This window comes from Paucibacter sp. DJ2R-2 (assembly GCF_025717675.1).
Taxonomy (GTDB): domain Bacteria; phylum Pseudomonadota; class Gammaproteobacteria; order Burkholderiales; family Burkholderiaceae_C; genus Paucibacter_A.
This window is the reverse complement of the sequence record NZ_JAJIRT010000009.1, coordinates 113,541-130,709: the sequence shown is the minus strand read 5'-3', so window position 1 is coordinate 130,709 and position 17,169 is coordinate 113,541. Positions and strand designations below refer to the sequence as shown.

Genomic DNA, 17,169 nt, shown 5'->3' with positions numbered 1-17,169 from the left:
TTTCAGGAAAGCAAGGATTCTATCATCAAAAACTTTAAGAACTCAAGTGCTGGCAGCGCAAATGCTGTGGCGCCCGCCGAGAACGCAGGTTTGCTCAGCGAAGTCGACGGGACTTTGCAGGGGCACCGCGATGGGCATGGCTTCCTCTTGCCCGATGTCGGCGCACAGGACATCTACCTGTCGCAGCAGGAAATGCACGCCGTCATGCATGGCGACCGACTGCGCGTGCGAATCACGCGTTATGACAAGCGCGGACGGCCCGAGGGTCGGGTGCTGGAAATCCTGGAGCGCAAGAAGAAGCCCATCATCGGCCGCTTGCTGCTGGAGTCGGGCATCTGGTTGGTGGCGCCGGAAGACAAGCGAATGGGTCAGGACATTCTGATTCCCAAGAACGGCATTGCCAATGCGGTGGCCGGGCAGGTGGTGGCCGTGGAACTGATCGAGCCGCCCTCCTTGTATGCGCAGCCGGTCGGCCGGGTGGTCGAGGTGCTGGGGGAGATCGACGACCCGGGCATGGAGATCGAGATCGCCGTGCGCAAGTACGAGGTGCCGCACCGCTTCAGCGCCGAAACCTTGGCCCAGGCAGCCAAGCTGCCCGAGAAGCTGCGCGCCGCCGATTTGAAAGGGCGCATTGACCTGCGAGACGTCGCCCTGGTCACCATCGACGGCGAAGACGCGCGAGACTTCGATGACGCGGTCTACTGCGAGCCGCACAAGCAAGGGCGCGGCAAGACGGCCTTTACCGGCTGGCGCCTGCTGGTGGCCATCGCCGATGTCAGCCATTATGTGAAGCCCGGCGACCCCCTGGACGGCGATGCCTACGAGCGCGCCACCTCGGTCTACTTTCCGCGCCGCGTGATTCCGATGCTGCCGGAGAAGCTCTCCAACGGGCTGTGCTCTCTGAATCCCCATGAAGACCGCCTGTCCATGGTTTGCGACATGCTGGTCAGCGAGAGCGGGGAAGTCCAGGCTTATCAGTTCTACCCCGCGGTGATTCGTTCCCAAGCGCGTTTCACATACAACGAGGTCGCAGCCATCCTGGGCAACACCCATGGGCCGGAGGCGGCCAAGCGACGAGAGCTGGTGCCGCATCTGCTGCATTTGCACGAGGTCTATCGGGCCTTGCTGGCCGAGCGTCATCGGCGCGGCGCCATTGACTTCGACACGGTGGAGACGCAGATCGTTTGCGATGACAACGGCCGCATCGAGAAGATCATTCCGCGCACGCGCAACGAGGCGCACAAGCTGATCGAGGAGGCCATGTTGGCCGCCAATGTCTGCGCGGCTGATTTCATCGAGCATTCCAAGCATGGCTCGCTGTTCCGTGTGCACGAAGGGCCCACGCCCGAGAAGCGCGTGGCCTTGCAGGCCTATCTGCGTGCCTTGGGTCTCGGGCTGTCGATTGGTGACAATCCCAAGCCGGCCGAATACCAGGCGATTGCGGCAGCCACCAAGGACCGGGTGGATGCCACGCAGATTCATGCCATGCTGCTGCGCTCCATGCAGCAGGCCATGTACACCTCGGCCAATGCGGGCCATTTCGGTCTCAGCTATCAGGCTTACACCCACTTCACCAGCCCGATCCGCCGCTATCCCGACCTGCTTGTGCATCGGGTCATCAAGGCGCTGCTGGTCGACAAGAAGTACCAGCTCGACGCCGGCAAGATGAACGTGCCCATGCCGGCCAAACGCCCAGGTCGCGCGGCGCCGATTGACCCGGCCAAGGCCTCAACCGAAATCGAACGCTGGGACGTGGTCGGTGCTCATTGCAGCGCCAACGAACGCCGTGCCGACGAGGCTTCGCGCGATGTCGAGGCCTGGCTCAAATGCCGCTATATGCGCGAGCATCTGGGAGAAGAGTTCGCGGGCACGGTCAGTGCCGTGACCAGCTTCGGTCTCTTTGTCCAGCTCGATGCCTTGTTCGTCGAGGGCCTGATCCACATCACCGAACTGGGCGGCGAGTATTTCAAGTTCGACGAAGTGCGCCAGGAGTTGCGCGGCGAGCGCACTGGCATCCGCTATGCCACGGGAGCCAAGGTTCAGGTTCAGGTCAGCCGCGTCGACCTGGATGCCCGCAAGATCGATTTCCGTCTGGTTCAGGAAAGTGGCGAGGCCAAGCTGGTCGCTCGTGCGGCGCGCGACAAGGCGGGGCTCAATGCCCGGCCCCTGCCGGCCACGGCCGAGGATGAGTTGGAGCAGCTGTTGAGCCGCGATCGCGAGCTCAAGTCAGTGGCAAAGTCCGCTCGCCGCGGTGCCGCGGGGCGCAGCCGTGCCACGGCTTCTTCGGTCCAGCCGGCGCATCCGGTCGAGTTGGCGCGCCAGGTGGCGCGCAAGAATCAGGCGAGTAAATCAAGCAAGGCGAGCAAGGCAGGCAAAGCCGCAAAGGTCGCCGAGCAGCCCGCCCGCAAGCGTCGCTGAGCAGCGGCTTCAGCCTCGGTGGAGCGCGTGCATGCGCTCCACCAGATCGGCGGCTCGCAGGGGCCCGCCGCTGTATTGCTTGGCGGCCAGCCCGTGCCAGAAGCAGGCTGCGCTGGCCACGGTCTGCGCGGGCATGTCGGGTTTCTGCGCCCACAGCCCGCCCAGCCAGCCCGCCAGCACATCGCCTGTGCCGGCCGTGGCCAAGGCCGCATTGCCGCTGCTGTTGATGGCTGGTGGTGCTGCCCCACCGGCAGCGCCGCTTGGGCTGGCGATCACGCTGCCCGAGCCTTTCAGCAGCACCGTGCAGTGCCAGCGGTCCGCAAGCGCTTGCGCGGCATGCAGCCGGTCTGACTGCAGCTCGGCAACGCTGCAGGCGAGCAGGCGCGCAGCTTCCAGCGGGTGGGGGGTGAGCACCGTGGCTTGGCCGCGTGCCGCCCGCGCTAGCAATTGGGCCCCCAATTCTGGCGCGCGCGCCACCGCATTGAGTCCGTCGGCATCGAGCACGAGGCGCTCGGCTTGCTTCAGCACCGTCACCAGATGGGCCTCCACGGCTTCGCCGCCGCCGCAGCCACAAACCACGGTGCGAGCTCGCCAAGCGCTGGCATCGGCAGGGTTCTCGGAGGCCGCCCAGCGCATCAGCTCGGGGCGTTGCGGGTCGATGTCGCTGTCCGCTGAGGAGCCCAGCAGCCAAGCGTAGACACGGCCCGCGCCGGCTGCCAAGGCGGCTCGTGCGGCCAGACGCGCGGCGCCGCGCATGCCGGTGGCTCCGCCAATCACCAACACATCGCCCTGGCTGCCTTTGTGCTGCAGATGGCGTGCGCCGGCCGGCTCGCCGTGCCATGGCGCGAGACTGTCGTGGCCGAGCAGGCGGGCCGTCACGGTGTCACTGACGCTGATGCCGTCGGTGTCGAGGCGGTCAAGCCAGATGCGCCCGCAGAAGGCCCGGCCTTGTCCGGTGAAAAGACCGGGCTTGAGCGTCAGCAAGCTCAGGCAGTGCTGGGCCTTCACTGCCAGGGCAGGGCTGTGAGCGTCGCCTTCTGCGGGCATGCCGGTGTCTGCCAGCAGGCCGCTGGGCAGGTCCACCGCCAGCACTTCGCACATCTGCTGCGCATTGAGCGCGCGAATGGCTTCGCCCAAGGCGCCACCCGGTGCGCGTTGCAAGCCCAGGCCGAGCAAGGCGTCGACGGCCAGGCTGCTGCGGGCCGGCGTTTGCCAGCCAGCGTGAATGCTGACGCCTGCGGCCTGCGCGGCCTGCAGTGCGTCGCGGGCATCGCTGGCTTGGCTGCTGCCGTTCCTGGCCTCGATCAGTTGGACTCGCACCGCCAGCCCATGTTGATGCAGCAGGCGTGCTGCGACCAGGCCGTCGCCGCCGTTGTTGCCGGGGCCGCAGGCAAACAGGATCGGGCCCTCTCCACGGCGCGGCAGCGCCAGAATCAGTCGTGCCAGGGCCACACCAGCGCGCTCCATGAGGGCGCCCTTGGACAGGCCGGCCAGAGCCGCTGCCTCAAGGGCGCGGCTCTGGGCGGCACTGTGCAAAGTCAGTGCGTGGGTGGGGAGGTCAATGGGCTGCAGCACGGGCCGAGCTTGTCAGGCCCAGCGCCCAATGTCCAGCCCGCCGATATCGGGCAGGGTCGGGTCTTGCGCGCCCTGGGCTGCGGTGCCGCCGCCAATCTGCCGGGCCAGCACGGCCGCCGCGCCGCAAGCCAGGGTCCAACCGGAATGGGCCAGCGATTGCTGAGCGAGATTGAGCCAGATGCCGGTTTGGCCGCTGGCGCCCAGCAGGGGCAGGCCGTCGTCCAGTGCCAGATGACGGCCCTGCCAGTTCTGCACCTGCCCGCCTTGCATGGCACCGGGAAACCAGTCGCTCAGAGCCTGGTGCAGCGGTGCCAGGGAGCTGGCCTTCAATTCAAGCGCAATCGGGCTTGGCAGGCTGGCGATGCGAACGCGCTGGCCGATACGGCTGATGCCGACCTGGCGCTGCCAGTCCAGCAGGCCGGCGACCGGGCCCAGGTGGGGGTGGGCTTCCAGAACGCGCAGCGGCGCCGTGATGGATTGCGTGTGCAGCTCGCGCCAACGCGGCTTCAAGCCCAAGGCCTTGAGCAGGGGCGCGGCGCCCGTGCCGGCGCACACCAGCACGGCGTCAAAGCGCTCCTCTTGCGGACCAAGCGGCGCGGGTTGGGTGTCGCCCGCGTCTGGTGGCTCGGCGCGGCGCAGCTGGGGCGTGCTCGGGCCCAGCTGCTCATCGGTGGGTGTGTACTCATGCACCAGGCTTGCGGGCGCCCCGGCCTCCAGGCGGCGCACCGTGGTGTGAAAGCGGAAGCGAGCGCCCAGGCGCTGCGCTTCGCTGCGCAGCAGGTGGCAGAACTGTCGGGTGTTGCCGACCTCGCCCAGGCCTAGCTGGATGCCGCCGTGCAGAGCGATCTCGGGGTTGAGGCCTGGCTCCACGGCCAGGCACTGCGCGGCATCGAGTAAGCGATAGGGCATGTCCAGTCGCTGCAGGCGCTCCAGCCCGAACTGGATGGCCTTCTGGTCCTTGTCCTGGCGCAGCAGCACTAGTTGCCCTTCGGCCCGCTCATGGTCCAGCTGCAGGTGGCGGCGCAGTTGCTGCAGGCGTTCATGGCTGAAACGTGCCAAGTGCAAGACGCGGTCCTGCGCCTCCTGCATGGCCGGCTTGCGCTGGCTGCGCCAGCGTTGCCATTGCCAGCCCAGCGGGCCGGCACCGGGGCGCGGGAAGCTAGGCGCGAGCCAGGGCAGGGCCAGAGCGGGCGCGATATGTCCGCCGGTGGCGAAGCTGCCTTCGGCGGCCACGCTGCCTCGGCGTTCAAACACGGTGACCTGGTGGCCGGCCGCGGCTAGCTCGTAGGCGCTGCAGACGCCGGCCACGCCGGCGCCAATGATGGCGATGCGCATCTCAGTGCTCCTCGCCGTGAGTGTGTGCTGAACGCAGGGCCAGTTCGACCTGCAGGCCCAGGCTCAGCAGTACGTCGTCCTGCAAGGCCGGGGCCCAGAGCATCAGGCCAACCGGCAGCTGGTCGGGTGCATGGCAGGGCAGGGACAAGGCGCAGCCGTCGAGCAGATTGACCACCGAAGGATTGCGCAGCAAAAAGGCGTTAGCAGCGAAGAAGGCTTCGTCGCTGAGTAGCAGGGGCTGCAGCAATGGCGCGACCACCGGCACGGTGGGGCTGAGCACGGCATCAAAGCCTTGCAGCTGCGCCTCCATGGTGGCAATCCAGCACCGGCGGGTGTGGATCAGGTCGATGTAGTCGGCCGCGCTGATCGCCGCGCCGCGGCGGATGCGGGCGGCCACGCGCGGGTCGTAGGACGTATCGCCATGCTGGGCCATCAGTGGGCGGTGCCAAGCCCAGCTTTCAGCTGCAGCAAAGCCGCCTTGCGCTTGCAGCGGGGGCAGGTCTTGCAGGGCGGGCAGTTGGATCTCCTCGATCTGCGCACCTTGCTCGCGCAGGCGGCGCAGGCTGGCCTCGAAGGCGGTGCTGACGGTGCTGTCCATGCCATCGAGGAACAGCTCTTGGATCACGGCCAGCCGGGTGGCGCGCAAGGGGCGGGGTTTCAGCCGGACCTCGCGCGCTGCCAGCACTTCGTGCAGCAGCACTGCGTCGCGGACCGACCGCGTGATCGCGCAGGCCGTGTCCAGCGTGGTTGAGAGCGGAATGCAGCCTTCGGTCGGCGTCAGGCGGGCGGTGTTCTTGAATCCGACCAGGCCTTGCAGTGCGGCGGGAATTCGAATCGAGCCGCCGGTGTCCGAGCCCAGTGCAGCCCAGGCCGCGCCGCTGGCCACCGATACCGCACCGCCCGAAGTGGAGCCGCCCGGAATGCGCTGCAGTCCGTCGATCGCGTGAGTGGCCGGATTGGCGGGTGTGTCGTGGTGGGGGTTGATGCCGACCCCCGAGAAAGCGAACTCGCTCATATTGCTGCGCCCCAGCAGGGCGGCGCCGGCTCGGCGCAGTCGGGCGACGGCGGGGCTGTCCTTGCTGGCCGTCGGCTGGCCTTGCAGCAAGCGGGAGCCAGCGCTCGTGGTGCAGCCGGCGCTGTCGAACAGGTCTTTGATGCTGATGGACAGGCCGCCCAGCAGGGGGCGAGGTGCACCGGCTTGTGCTGCGGCGTCGCTGGCGCACGCAGCGGCCTCGGCGCTCGGCGCCATGGCGGCGAGGGAGTCGCCGATGAAGGCGTGACGGCAGGCGTCGGAGTGGGCGGCTTGCTCGCTGGTGCGTAGGGCATCCAGGGCATGGAGGCGGCCTTCATGCAGTGCGGTCAAGGCGCTGCTCAGGTCGTGGGGCATAGGTCGTGTATACTCTTTGGGTTTTGCCGGACGCCCCTTTGCAATTGTTGCAGGGGGTTGGTGCTGGTGAATCAATCGCAAACCGGCCACTGAGAGGTGTTGCTGCTGCAAGTTGTTGCAAGAGGCCAGGCCCTGTTTTGATGCAGGGCTGGGGCCACAAAGCAGAGCAATTCGGGCCGGATTTTAGACACAACCTTCGGAGTTAAAAACATGTCCGTTACGATGCGCGAAATGCTGGAAGCCGGCGTCCACTTTGGTCACCAAACCCGCTTCTGGCACCCCAAGATGGCCCCGTATATCTACGGCCACCGCAACAAGATCCACATCATCAACCTCGAGAAGACGCTGCCCGCGTTCGAAGAGGCTTTGAAGTTCATTCGCCAACTGTCGGCCAAGCGCGGCACGATCATGATGATCGGCACCAAGCGCCAAGCCCGTGAAGTGGTGGCCATGGAAGCTCAGCGCGCCGGCGTGCCTTACGTCGACCAGCGTTGGTTGGGCGGCATGATGACCAACTTCAAGACGGTCAAGACTTCGCTGAAGAACCTGAAGGACATGCAAGCCCAAGTTGACGCCGGCACCCAGCCCGCGATCAAGAAGGAAGCTTTGATGTTCCAACGTGATCTGGCCAAGCTGGAAAAGAACATCGGCGGCATCCAGGACATGAACGGTCTGCCGGACGCCATCTTCGTGATCGACGTGGGTTTCCACAAGATTGCCGTGCTGGAAGCCAAGAAGCTGGGCATCCCCGTGATCGGCGTGGTTGACACCAACCACTCGCCCATCGGCATCGACTACGTGATCCCCGGCAACGATGACTCGGCCAAGGCCGTGGCCCTGTACGCTCGCGCCGTCGCTGACGCCGTGATCGAAGGCCGTGCCAACGCTGGCAACGAAGTCGTGCAAGCCGCTGCCCCGGCTGGCGACGAGTTCGTGGAAGTCAGCGAAGGCGCTTGAGTTTCAAGCTGCCAGGCTGACGCCGACGCAAAGGGGCTGTGTTCAGCCCCTTTTTTTCAAAGCAAATTGAAGTGTTCGCCTGATTCAAAACCGGGCGAGTCCATTGAGTAACGGAGATTCAAATGGCTGCAATTACCGCAAGCATGGTCGCTGAGCTGCGCGCTCGCACTGATGCCCCGATGATGGAATGCAAGAAGGCGCTGACCGAAGCCGAGGGCGATCTGGCCCGTGCTGAGGAAATCCTGCGCGTCAAGCTGGGCAACAAGGCCGGCAAGGCCGCTTCGCGCGTCACCGCTGAAGGCGTGGTCGCCTCGGCCGTGGTGGGCACGACCGGCGCGCTGCTGGAAGTGAACTGCGAAACTGACTTCGTCACCAAGAACGACGCATTCCTGGCCTTCGCCAATGCCTGCGCCCAAGTGGCTGCTGCCAATGCCGTGTCCGAAGTGGAAGCCCTGGCTGGCTTGCCGCTGTCGCAAGAAGGCTTCGGCCCGACCGTGGAAGATGTGCGCCGCGGCCTGATCGGCAAGATCGGCGAGAACATGACCCTGCGTCGCATCAAGCTGTACAACTCGGGCGCCCAGCTGGCTTCCTACCTGCACGGCACCCGCATCGGCGTGATGGTCGAGTTCGACGGCAATGAAGTCGCCGCCAAGGACGTCGCCATGCACGTGGCTGCCATGAAGCCGGCCGCTCTGTCGGCAGCCGAAGTGTCGGCTGATCTGGTCGAGAAGGAGCGCAAGATCGCTGCCGAGAAGGCTGCCGAGTCCGGCAAGCCGGCCGATATCGTCGCCAAGATGGTGGACGGCGCCGTGCAGAAGTACCTGAAGGAAGTCTCGCTGCTGGACCAAGTCTTCGTGAAAGCCGCTGACGGCAAGCAAACCGTCGCCGCCATGCTGAAGGACAAGGCCACCACGGTGAAGAGCTTCACCCTGTACGTGGTGGGTGAAGGCATCGAGAAGAAGGTGGACGACTTCGCCGCCGAAGTGGCCGCGCAAGTGGCCGCCGCCAAGGGTCAATAAGCCCTGAAGCAAACAAAGGGCGCCTCTGGCGCCCTTTACACTTGTGCCCGTTGAAGTCGGCAGCTCCTATCCCCTGGGTTGCCGCAGGTGCTCAAACGGCACGCCGCTGACGCGGCACAAGCCAGACACTCCCATTTCCAGCAACAGCAGCCATCAAGAGGTCCTCATGCCCGCGCACAAACGCATCCTGCTCAAACTTTCCGGTGAAGCCCTGATGGGCGACGACGCTTTCGGCATCAACCGCGCGACCATCGTGCGCATGGTGCAAGAAATCCGTGAGGTCACCGAGCTCGGTGTTGAAGTGGCGGTGGTGATCGGCGGCGGCAATATCTTCCGCGGCGTCGCGGGTGGCTCGGTCGGCATGGACCGCGCCACGGCCGATTACATGGGCATGCTGGCCACGGTGATGAATTCCCTGGCCTTGGCTGACACCATGCGCCAGGAGGGCATCGTCGCTCGCGTGATGTCGGCCATCGGCATCGAGCAGGTGGTGGAGCCCTATGTGCGCCCGAAGGCGCTGCAGTATCTGGAAGAAGGCAAGGTCGTGGTGTTCGCGGCCGGCACGGGCAACCCTTTCTTCACCACCGACACGGCCGCGGCGCTGCGCGGTGCTGAGATCGGCGCCGAGATCGTGCTCAAGGCCACCAAGGTGGACGGTGTCTACACCGCCGACCCTAAGAAGGACCCGAACGCCACCCGCTACTCGCGCATCAGCTTCGATGAGGCCATCACCCAGAATCTGCAAGTGCTGGACGCCACCGCCTTCGCGTTGTGCCGCGACCAGAAGCTGCCGATCCGCGTGTTCAGCATCTTGAAGGCGGGCGCTCTCAAGCGCGTGGTGATGGGTGAAGACGAAGGCACTTTGGTGCACGTTTGAGAAACAAAGGTTTTCAAGGTCAAGAATCATGAGCATTGCAGACATCAAGCAGAACGCCGAAACCAAGATGGGCAAGTCGGTCGAGGCACTGAAGGGCGAGTTGCACAAGATCCGCACCGGTCGTGCCCACCCTGGCATCCTCGACCAGGTCAGCGTTGACTACTACGGCTCCATGGTGCCGATCTCCCAGGTGGCCAATGTGACCTTGCTGGATGCGCGCACCATCAGCGTTCAGCCCTGGGAAAAAGGCATGGGCGCCAAGATCGAGAAGGCCATCCGTGAGTCTGATCTCGGCCTGAATCCGGCCTCGCAAGGCGAGTTGATCCGTGTGCCGATGCCGCCGCTCAACGAAGAGCGCCGTCGCGACCTGACCAAGGTGGTGCGCAATGCCGGTGAAGACGCCAAGATCGCTGTGCGCAATCTGCGCCGCGAAGCCAATGAGCAGGCCAAGAAGCTGACCAAGGACAAGCTGATCAGCGAAGATGACGAGCGCCGCAGCCTCGACGATGCGCAAAAGCTCACCGATCGCACGATCGCCGAGATCGACCGCCTGGTTGCCGGCAAAGAAGCCGAAATTCTGGCGGTTTGAGCGGAACAGACGCAGTGACGAGCGAGAAGATGGCGGTGCCCCGTCATGTGGCCATCGTGATGGATGGCAATGGTCGCTGGGCCAAGAAGCGCTTTCTGCCGCGCTTCTTTGGCCACAAGCAAGGCGTCGATGCCTTGGTCAAGGTGGTCCAGGCCTGTATCGACCGGGAGATCGAGTATCTGACGGTGTTCGCCTTCTCCTCGGAGAACTGGAAGCGCCCCAGCGATGAGGTGTCAGGCCTGATGGGTCTGGTGCTGGCCGCGGTGTCGCGCTACCTGGCCCGCATGGGCTCCATGGGGGTGCGCATCCGCATCGTCGGTGATCGCGAGGCGGTCTCGCCCAAGCTGCGCAATGCCTGGAACGAGGCCGAGTCGGCCACGGCGCACAACAGCAAGCTGACTCTGTCGGTGGCCTTCAACTACGGCGGCCGCTGGGATGTGGTGCAGGCCTGCAAATCGGCCATGGAGGCGGGCGTGCCGCCGGCCGAGCTGACCGAGGCGCGCCTGTCCGAGTTCATGGCCATGAGCTATGCGCCGGACCCGGATCTCTTCATCCGCACCGGCGGCGAAGTGCGCATCAGCAATTTCCTGCTCTGGCAGGTCGCTTACACGGAATTCGTGTTCTCTGACTGCCTCTGGCCCGAGTTCGGTGAGGCGCAGCTGGACGCGGCCATCGAGTCCTTCCGTGAACGCGACCGCCGCTTCGGCGGCGTCAAAGAGGCGCCGGCCCTGGCTGGCGTTTGAACCCCATGCTCAAAGCCCGCATCATCACGGCCTTGGCCTTGCTGGCCGTCTTGTTGCCCGCTCTGTTCGCCGCCTCGCCCTGGCCTTTTGCCTTGCTGACCTTGCTGATGATTGGCGCGGCCGGCTGGGAGTGGTGCAGGCTCAATGCCGCCGGTGGCCTGCCGGCTCTCGCATTCGGCGCCGCCCTGGCGGCTGCTTGTGCAGGCACGCTCTGGTTGTTTGGCCTGGCGCCGCGGCCGGCCTGGTGCTGGTGGCTGGCGGGCCTGATCTGGGTGCTGGGCGGGGCCTATGCCTTGCGCGGTGGCCCGGCGGCTTGGCCGCAGGCCTCCAAGGCCTTGCGTTTGCTGCTCGGTGCTCTTGCGCTCTGGGCTGCCTGGGGTGCCATGCTGGAGGCCAAGGCCACCGGCATCAACTTCCTGCTCTCCATTTTCTGCCTGGTCTGGATGGCCGATGTCGCCGCCTACTTTGGTGGTCGTACCTTCGGCCGCCGCAAGCTGGCCGTCACCATCAGCCCCGGCAAGAGCTGGGAAGGGGTCTGGACCGGCATGGTTGGTGTGTTGGCCCTGGGTCTGTTCTGGACCTTTGTGATCGACCGCCAGTTCGCGGTCGATTCCGCCAGCCTCTACCAGCGCCTGCTGCAAGGGCAAGGCCTGTTCACGGGCTTGCTGGCCCTGGTTTTCCTGGCCAGCATGAGCGTGGTCGGTGATCTGTTCGAATCCTTGATCAAACGTGCGGTCGGCGCCAAGGACAGCAGTCAGTTGCTGCCCGGCCATGGCGGTGTGCTCGATCGCGTCGATGCCTTGCTGCCGGTATTCCCTCTGGCTCTGGCGCTGAGTTCCCTGAGTTCCTCTCTCCCATGAGTCTTCATTCCCGTCCGCAGCGCATCTGCGTGCTTGGCTCCACCGGTTCCATCGGCGTCAACACCCTGGACGTGCTGGCCCGGCATCCCGAGCGTTTTGAAGTCTTTGCCTTGAGTGCCATGAGCCGGGTCGACGCCTTGTTGGCTCAGTGCTTGCAATGGCAGCCGCGTTTTGCAGTGCTTCCCGATGCCACCCTGGCCGCCCAGCTGCGCGGCTTGCTGCGCGAGCAGGGCAGCCGCACCGAAGTCCTAGACGGACCTGAAGCACTGTCCGCTGTGGCGGCGCATCCGGACGTGGACATGGTCATGGCTGCCATCGTCGGCGCCGCGGGCCTGGCGCCTTGCCTGGCAGCAGCCCAAGCGGGCAAGCGCCTGCTGCTGGCCAACAAGGAGGCCATCGTCGTCGGTGGCGCCTTGTTCATGCAGGCGGTGGAGCAGGGCGGGGCTACCTTGCTGCCCATCGACAGCGAGCATTCTGCGATCTTCCAATGCCTGCCCGAGGACCGCAGCACTTGGGCGCAGCGCATCGATCACATCGTTCTCACAGCCTCGGGCGGCCCCTTCCGCCAGCGCGACCCGGCCACCCTGCATGAGGTGACCCCGGCCCAGGCCGTGGCGCACCCGAACTGGGTGATGGGCCGCAAGATCTCGGTCGACTCGGCCACCATGATGAACAAGGCGCTCGAGGTGATTGAAGCGCGCTGGTTGTTCGCGCTCAAGCCCGAGCAGATCAAGGTGCTGATCCATCCACAGAGCATCATTCACTCGATGGTGGTCTGTCGAGACAACTCGGTGCTGGCCCAGCTGGGTACGCCGGATATGCGTGTGCCCATCGCCTATGGTCTGTCATTCCCCGAACGCATCGAGGCAGGCGCCAGCCGGCTTGATCTGCTGACCCAGCCGTCTCTGAGCTTCGAGGAAGCCGATGAACGACGTTTCCCGGGCCTCTATCTGTCCTGGCAGGCGCTGCGTGCGGCCGAGGGCTCGACGGCGGTGCTCAATGCGGCCAATGAGGAGGCTGTTGCCGCTTTCCTCGATGGTCGCCTGCGTTTCGACCACATCCACCGCGTCAACGCGCAAAGTCTGGAAAGCACACTGCCACAGGCCGGTGAGTGCCATAGCGTGGAAGGCTTGCTGAGCCTGGATCAGCGCGCACGCCGCCAGGCCCTGGTTCTGATTGCGGAGCTGGGCGCATGAGCACCGTTCTGGCCTTCATCCTGACTCTGGCGGTGCTGGTCATCGTGCACGAGTACGGGCATTACCGCGTGGCGCGCGCCTGTGGCGTCAAGGTCTTGCGCTTTTCGGTTGGCTTTGGCCGCGTGATCTGGCGCCACCAACGCAGCCCGGAGCACACCGAGTTCACGCTCTGCGCCTTGCCCCTGGGTGGCTATGTGCGCATGCTCGATGAGCGTGAGGGCCCCGTGCCCGCAGGCTTGCGCGAGCAGGCCTTCAACAACCGACCGCTGCGCCAGCGTGTCGCCGTCGTGGCTGCCGGCCCGGTGGCCAATCTCCTGCTGGCCATTCTGCTATTTGCTGGCGTCAACTGGGTCGGGCAAGAGGAGCCCAAGGCCGTGCTCGGTTCGCCGGCCCGAGAGTCCCTGGCCGAGCGCGCTGGTTTGCGCGCCGGGGATTGGGTGCAGGCGGTGTCGCTGGATGGTCAGCAATGGCAGGACGTGCATTCTTTGTCCGATCTGCGCTGGCGCTTGACCGAGGCGGTGGAGCAGGGTCGCAAGCTGCATCTGGAGCTCAGCGACGCCCAAGGGCATGGCCGGCGCAGCGTGCAACTCGACACTGAGAGCCTGGGAGCTCATGAGATCGATGCGCAAGTGATCACCAAGCTCGGCTTGGGTCCGGCCTACAGCGAGCCGGTGCTGGGTCCATTGACTCCCGGCGGTGCGGGTGCCCAGGCTGGCCTGCAAGTGGGTGACCTGGTGCGCCAGGTCGATGGTGTTGTCGTCCCCGATGCCGCCAAGTTGCGTGAACGTATCCGCTTGGCCGGCGCGCAAGAGCCGGCCACGACGATGCGCTGGCAAGTCGCACGCGGCGATCAGTTGGTCGAGTTAGAGGTTCAGCCCAAAGTGGTGGCCGAGAACGGCCGCAAGTTTGGCCGCATCGAAGCCATGGTCGGCGGGCAGCCTGCCATGGTGATGGTCCGTTACGGCCCGTGGGATGGGCTGCTGCGGGGCGCCGAACGCACCTGGGACGTCTCATGGATGACCCTCAAGATGTTCGGCCGTATGCTGGTCGGCGAGGCTTCGCTGAAGAACCTCAGTGGCCCGCTGACGATTGCGGACTACGCGGGTCAGTCAGCGCGGTCGGGTCTGGCGCAGTATCTGGGCTTTCTGGCTCTGGTCAGCGTCAGTCTGGGTGTGCTGAACCTGCTGCCGCTGCCGATGCTCGATGGTGGACACCTGATGTATTATCTTTTCGAGGGTTTGAGCGGCCGCCCCGTCTCGGAGTGGTGGCAAACGCAACTGCAGCGCGCGGGCGCGCTGATCCTGATGCTGATGATGGCTTTGGCCCTTTCCAACGACGTGGCCCGCTTGACGGGCCTGCATTGACTCTACTTGCATGTCCTCATTCTTTAGAACGGGAGCGCCCCTGCGCCCCTCCATCCTGACCTTGGCCCTTGCGGCCACACTGCAGTCAGGCGCCGCCTGGGCGGTGGATCCCTTTGTTCTCAAGGATATTCGCGTCGAGGGTCTGAAGCGTACCGACCCCGGCACCGTCTTTGCCTCCTTGCCCTTCCGCGTCGGCGACAGCTACAACGACGACAAGGGCGCGGCCGCACTGCGCGCCCTGTTCGCGACCGGCCTGTTCAAGGATGTGCGCATCAATATTGACGGCAACGATGTTGTCATCATGATTGAAGAGCGGCCCATCATTGCCAATGTGAGCTTCATCGGCTTGAAGGAATTCGACACCGAAGCGCTCAGCAAGTCCTTGAAGGACGTGGGCATCGGTGAGGGTAAGCCCTTTGACCGCGCCTTGGCCGACCGCGCCGAGCAGGAGCTCAAGCGCCAGTACCTGACGCGCAGCCTCTACGGTGCCGAGGTCACCACCACCATCACGCCGCTGGAGCGCAACCGCGTCAACGTCAGCTTCACCGTGAGCGAGGGCGAGCCGGCCAAGATTGGCGAAGTGCGCATCCTGGGCAGCAAGGTGTTTTCCGAGAGCACCTTGCTGGGTCTGCTGGAGCAGACCAGCAGCGGCTGGTTGACTTGGTACACCAAGACCGACCGCTATTCCCGCACCAAGCTCAATGCCGATCTGGAGACGCTGCGCTCCTACTACATGAACCGCGGCTATCTGGAGTTCGCCGTCACCTCGACCCAGGTGACGATCTCGCCGGACAAGCAGAGCATCAGTATTGCCGTCACGGTCAATGAAGGCCAGCCCTACACCGTGACCGCCGTCAAGTTGGAGGGCGAGTTCCTCGGGCGCGAGGAAGATTTCCGCCGCATGGTGCTGTTGCGCCCTGGCCAGCCCTATCAGGGCGAGGCCGTGGCCCAGACTACCCGTGCCTTCACCGATTTGTATGGCAGCTTCGGCTACGCCTTCGCGCGTGTCGACAGCCGCCCTGAAATCGATCGGGCCACCGGCCAAGTGGTGGTGACCTTCGTGGCCGAGCCGGCTCGTCGTGTCTATGTGCGCCGCGTGCTGATTGCAGGCAACAACCGCACCCGGGACGAAGTGATTCGACGCGAGTTCCGGCAGTTCGAATCGGCCTGGTACGACGGTCGTCGTATCAAGGCCTCGCGTGACCGCGTTGAGCGCCTCGGCTACTTCAAGGAAGTGACCATCGACACCAACGAGGTCGCCGGTGCCCAGGATCAGGTCGATGTGATCTTGACAGTGGAAGAACGGCCGACCGGCAATATTCAGGTCGGTGCCGGTTACTCCAGCCAGCAGAAGCTGTCCTTCACAGGTGCGATCAAGCAGGAAAACGTGTTCGGCTCGGGCAATTACCTGGGCGTGGAAGTGAACACCTCTTCGGTCGGCCGCGCTCTGGTGCTGTCCACGGTGGATCCGTATTTCACGGTCGACGGTGTCTCGCGCGCGCTCGATGTCTTCTACCGCACGCAGAAGCCGCTCAATAACCTGGGCGAGCAGTTTGAGATGGTCACGCATGGCGGTTCGATCCGTTTTGGCGTGCCGTTCTCGGAACAGGACACGGTGTTCTTCGGGGTCGGCTACGAGCGCACCAAGATGACCACCAACCAGGGCCTGCCTTTGAGCTATCTGCTCTACGGTCGCGCTTTTGGTAACAACAGCCTGTCCTTGCCGCTGACCATTGGCTGGCAGCGCGACAGCCGCGACAGCATCATCTCGCCCATGTTTGGCAAGTACCAGCGCATCAACCTGGAAATGAGCCCGGCTGGTGATGCGCGCTATGTCCGTGCCAATCTTCAGTACCAGCAGTACATCCCCATCACCAACAAGATCACTCTGGGCTTGAACAGTGAACTCGGTTGGGGCGCTGGCATTGGCGGCCGGCCATATCCGATCTTCAAGAATTTCTACGCCGGCGGCCTCGGTTCGGTGCGCGTGTTCGAAGCGGGCTCTTTGGGTCCGGTTGATGTGACCGGCTCCTACTCGGGCGGCAATCGTCGCGTCAACGTCAATGCTGAGCTCTATCTGCCGGTTCCGGGCAGCGGCAATGACAAGACCTTCCGCCTGTTCGGTTTCGTCGATGCCGGCAACGTCTGGGCAGAGCATGAAAAGATCAATTTCGATACCTTGAAGAACGGCACCTCCATGTTGAGGGCTTCGGCAGGTTTCGGCTTGAGTTGGGTCTCACCCATGGGTCCGCTGCGTCTGAGCTATGGCGTGCCCTTGCGCAAACATCCAACAGATAGAATCGAAAAATTCCAATTCCAGATCGGGACTGCATTCTGATGAAGAGCAAGCTTTTTAAGGCGGTGGCTTTGGCTGCCATGATGTCTGTGTCGACGCTGGGCGTGCAGGCGCAGGACTTGAAGATTGGCTATGTCAACAGCGATCGCGTGTTGCGCGAAGCCAATGTCGGCAAGGCTGCGACCCAGAAGCTGGAAATCGAATTCGGCAAGCGAGAGAAAGAGCTCAAGGACATTGAGTCCAAGCTGCGCAATTCGGCTGAGAAGCTGGAAAAGGAAGCGCCGACCTTGTCGGAAGCCGAGCGCAACCGTCGCCAGCGTGACTTGGTCGAGCTGGACCGCGACTTGCAGCGCAAGCGCCGCGAGTGGCAGGAAGACCTGACGCAGCGCAAGAACGAAGAGCTGCAAGCTGTCGTCGACCGCGCCAACAAGGTCATCAAGCAGATCTTCGATGCTGAAAAGTACGACCTGATCCTGCAAGATGCCATCCACTTCAGCGCCCGCGTGGACATCACCAAGAAGGTGATCGACGCGCTCAACGCCCAGAAGTAATC

The 17,169-nt window shown here is 64.5% G+C and carries 14 protein-coding genes; 11 read left to right on the top strand and 3 right to left on the bottom strand.

Features of this window, described 5'->3' with window-relative positions; genetic code table 11:
• Nucleotides 1–66 precede the first annotated feature (66 nt).
• Complete coding sequence (rnr, locus tag LNV28_RS19350; protein ID WP_263569031.1) at nucleotides 67–2,418, top strand: ribonuclease R; 2,352 nt, start codon at nucleotides 67–69, stop codon at nucleotides 2,416–2,418.
• Between the two features lie 9 nt (nucleotides 2,419–2,427).
• Here rnr and LNV28_RS19345 read toward each other — a convergent pair whose 3' ends face one another.
• From LNV28_RS19345 to LNV28_RS19335, 3 genes are read right to left on the bottom strand one after another with little or no spacing between them, the layout of a single operon-like run.
• Nucleotides 2,428–3,993 carry an NAD(P)H-hydrate dehydratase gene (locus tag LNV28_RS19345; RefSeq protein ID WP_263519549.1) on the bottom strand — a complete coding sequence of 522 codons (1,566 nt, stop codon included), beginning with the start codon at nucleotides 3,991–3,993 and terminating at the stop codon, nucleotides 2,428–2,430.
• Nucleotides 3,994–4,005: 12 nt separating this feature from the next.
• Nucleotides 4,006–5,328: an FAD-dependent oxidoreductase gene (locus tag LNV28_RS19340; RefSeq protein ID WP_263519551.1), complete on the bottom strand. Its 1,323-nt coding sequence runs from the start codon at nucleotides 5,326–5,328 to the stop codon at nucleotides 4,006–4,008.
• A gap of 1 nt (nucleotide 5,329) precedes the next feature.
• A complete protein-coding gene (locus LNV28_RS19335; RefSeq protein WP_263519553.1) occupies nucleotides 5,330–6,715 on the bottom strand; it encodes an amidase in 1,386 nt (461 codons plus the stop codon).
• Between the two features lie 210 nt (nucleotides 6,716–6,925).
• Between LNV28_RS19335 and rpsB the strand changes: the two genes are divergently transcribed.
• From rpsB to LNV28_RS19285, 10 genes are all read left to right on the top strand, one after another.
• Nucleotides 6,926–7,672 (top strand): 30S ribosomal protein S2, encoded by a 747-nt coding sequence (rpsB, locus tag LNV28_RS19330; protein WP_263519555.1) that lies wholly within the window; start codon nucleotides 6,926–6,928, stop codon nucleotides 7,670–7,672.
• A gap of 122 nt (nucleotides 7,673–7,794) precedes the next feature.
• Nucleotides 7,795–8,691 (top strand): translation elongation factor Ts, encoded by an 897-nt coding sequence (gene tsf, locus LNV28_RS19325; protein ID WP_263519557.1) that lies wholly within the window; start codon nucleotides 7,795–7,797, stop codon nucleotides 8,689–8,691.
• Between the two features lie 166 nt (nucleotides 8,692–8,857).
• Nucleotides 8,858–9,568, top strand: a complete 711-nt coding sequence (pyrH, locus tag LNV28_RS19320; RefSeq protein ID WP_263519558.1) for a UMP kinase — start codon at nucleotides 8,858–8,860, stop codon at nucleotides 9,566–9,568.
• A 28-nt stretch (nucleotides 9,569–9,596) separates the two neighbouring features.
• Complete coding sequence (gene frr / locus LNV28_RS19315; protein ID WP_263519560.1) at nucleotides 9,597–10,157, top strand: ribosome recycling factor; 561 nt, start codon at nucleotides 9,597–9,599, stop codon at nucleotides 10,155–10,157.
• 29 nt (nucleotides 10,158–10,186) lie between these two features.
• Nucleotides 10,187–10,900, top strand: coding sequence for a polyprenyl diphosphate synthase (gene uppS, locus LNV28_RS19310; RefSeq protein WP_263519562.1), 714 nt, complete (start codon nucleotides 10,187–10,189; stop codon nucleotides 10,898–10,900).
• Nucleotides 10,901–10,905: 5 nt separating this feature from the next.
• On the top strand, nucleotides 10,906–11,760 hold the full coding sequence (locus LNV28_RS19305; RefSeq protein ID WP_263519564.1) for a phosphatidate cytidylyltransferase: 855 nt from the start codon (nucleotides 10,906–10,908) through the stop codon (nucleotides 11,758–11,760).
• Nucleotides 11,757–12,956 (top strand): 1-deoxy-D-xylulose-5-phosphate reductoisomerase, encoded by a 1,200-nt coding sequence (locus LNV28_RS19300; protein WP_263519566.1) that lies wholly within the window; start codon nucleotides 11,757–11,759, stop codon nucleotides 12,954–12,956. The genes LNV28_RS19305 and LNV28_RS19300 overlap by 4 nt, the downstream gene beginning before the upstream one ends.
• A complete protein-coding gene (gene rseP, locus LNV28_RS19295; protein ID WP_263519568.1) occupies nucleotides 12,953–14,320 on the top strand; it encodes an RIP metalloprotease RseP in 1,368 nt (455 codons plus the stop codon). The genes LNV28_RS19300 and rseP overlap by 4 nt, the downstream gene beginning before the upstream one ends.
• A gap of 10 nt (nucleotides 14,321–14,330) precedes the next feature.
• Nucleotides 14,331–16,658, top strand: coding sequence for an outer membrane protein assembly factor BamA (bamA, locus tag LNV28_RS19290; protein ID WP_263519569.1), 2,328 nt, complete (start codon nucleotides 14,331–14,333; stop codon nucleotides 16,656–16,658).
• Complete coding sequence (locus LNV28_RS19285) at nucleotides 16,658–17,167, top strand: OmpH/Skp family outer membrane protein (protein ID WP_263519571.1); 510 nt, start codon at nucleotides 16,658–16,660, stop codon at nucleotides 17,165–17,167. Before bamA ends, LNV28_RS19285 begins: the two co-directional genes overlap by 1 nt.
• Nucleotides 17,168–17,169: the final 2 nt, after the last annotated feature.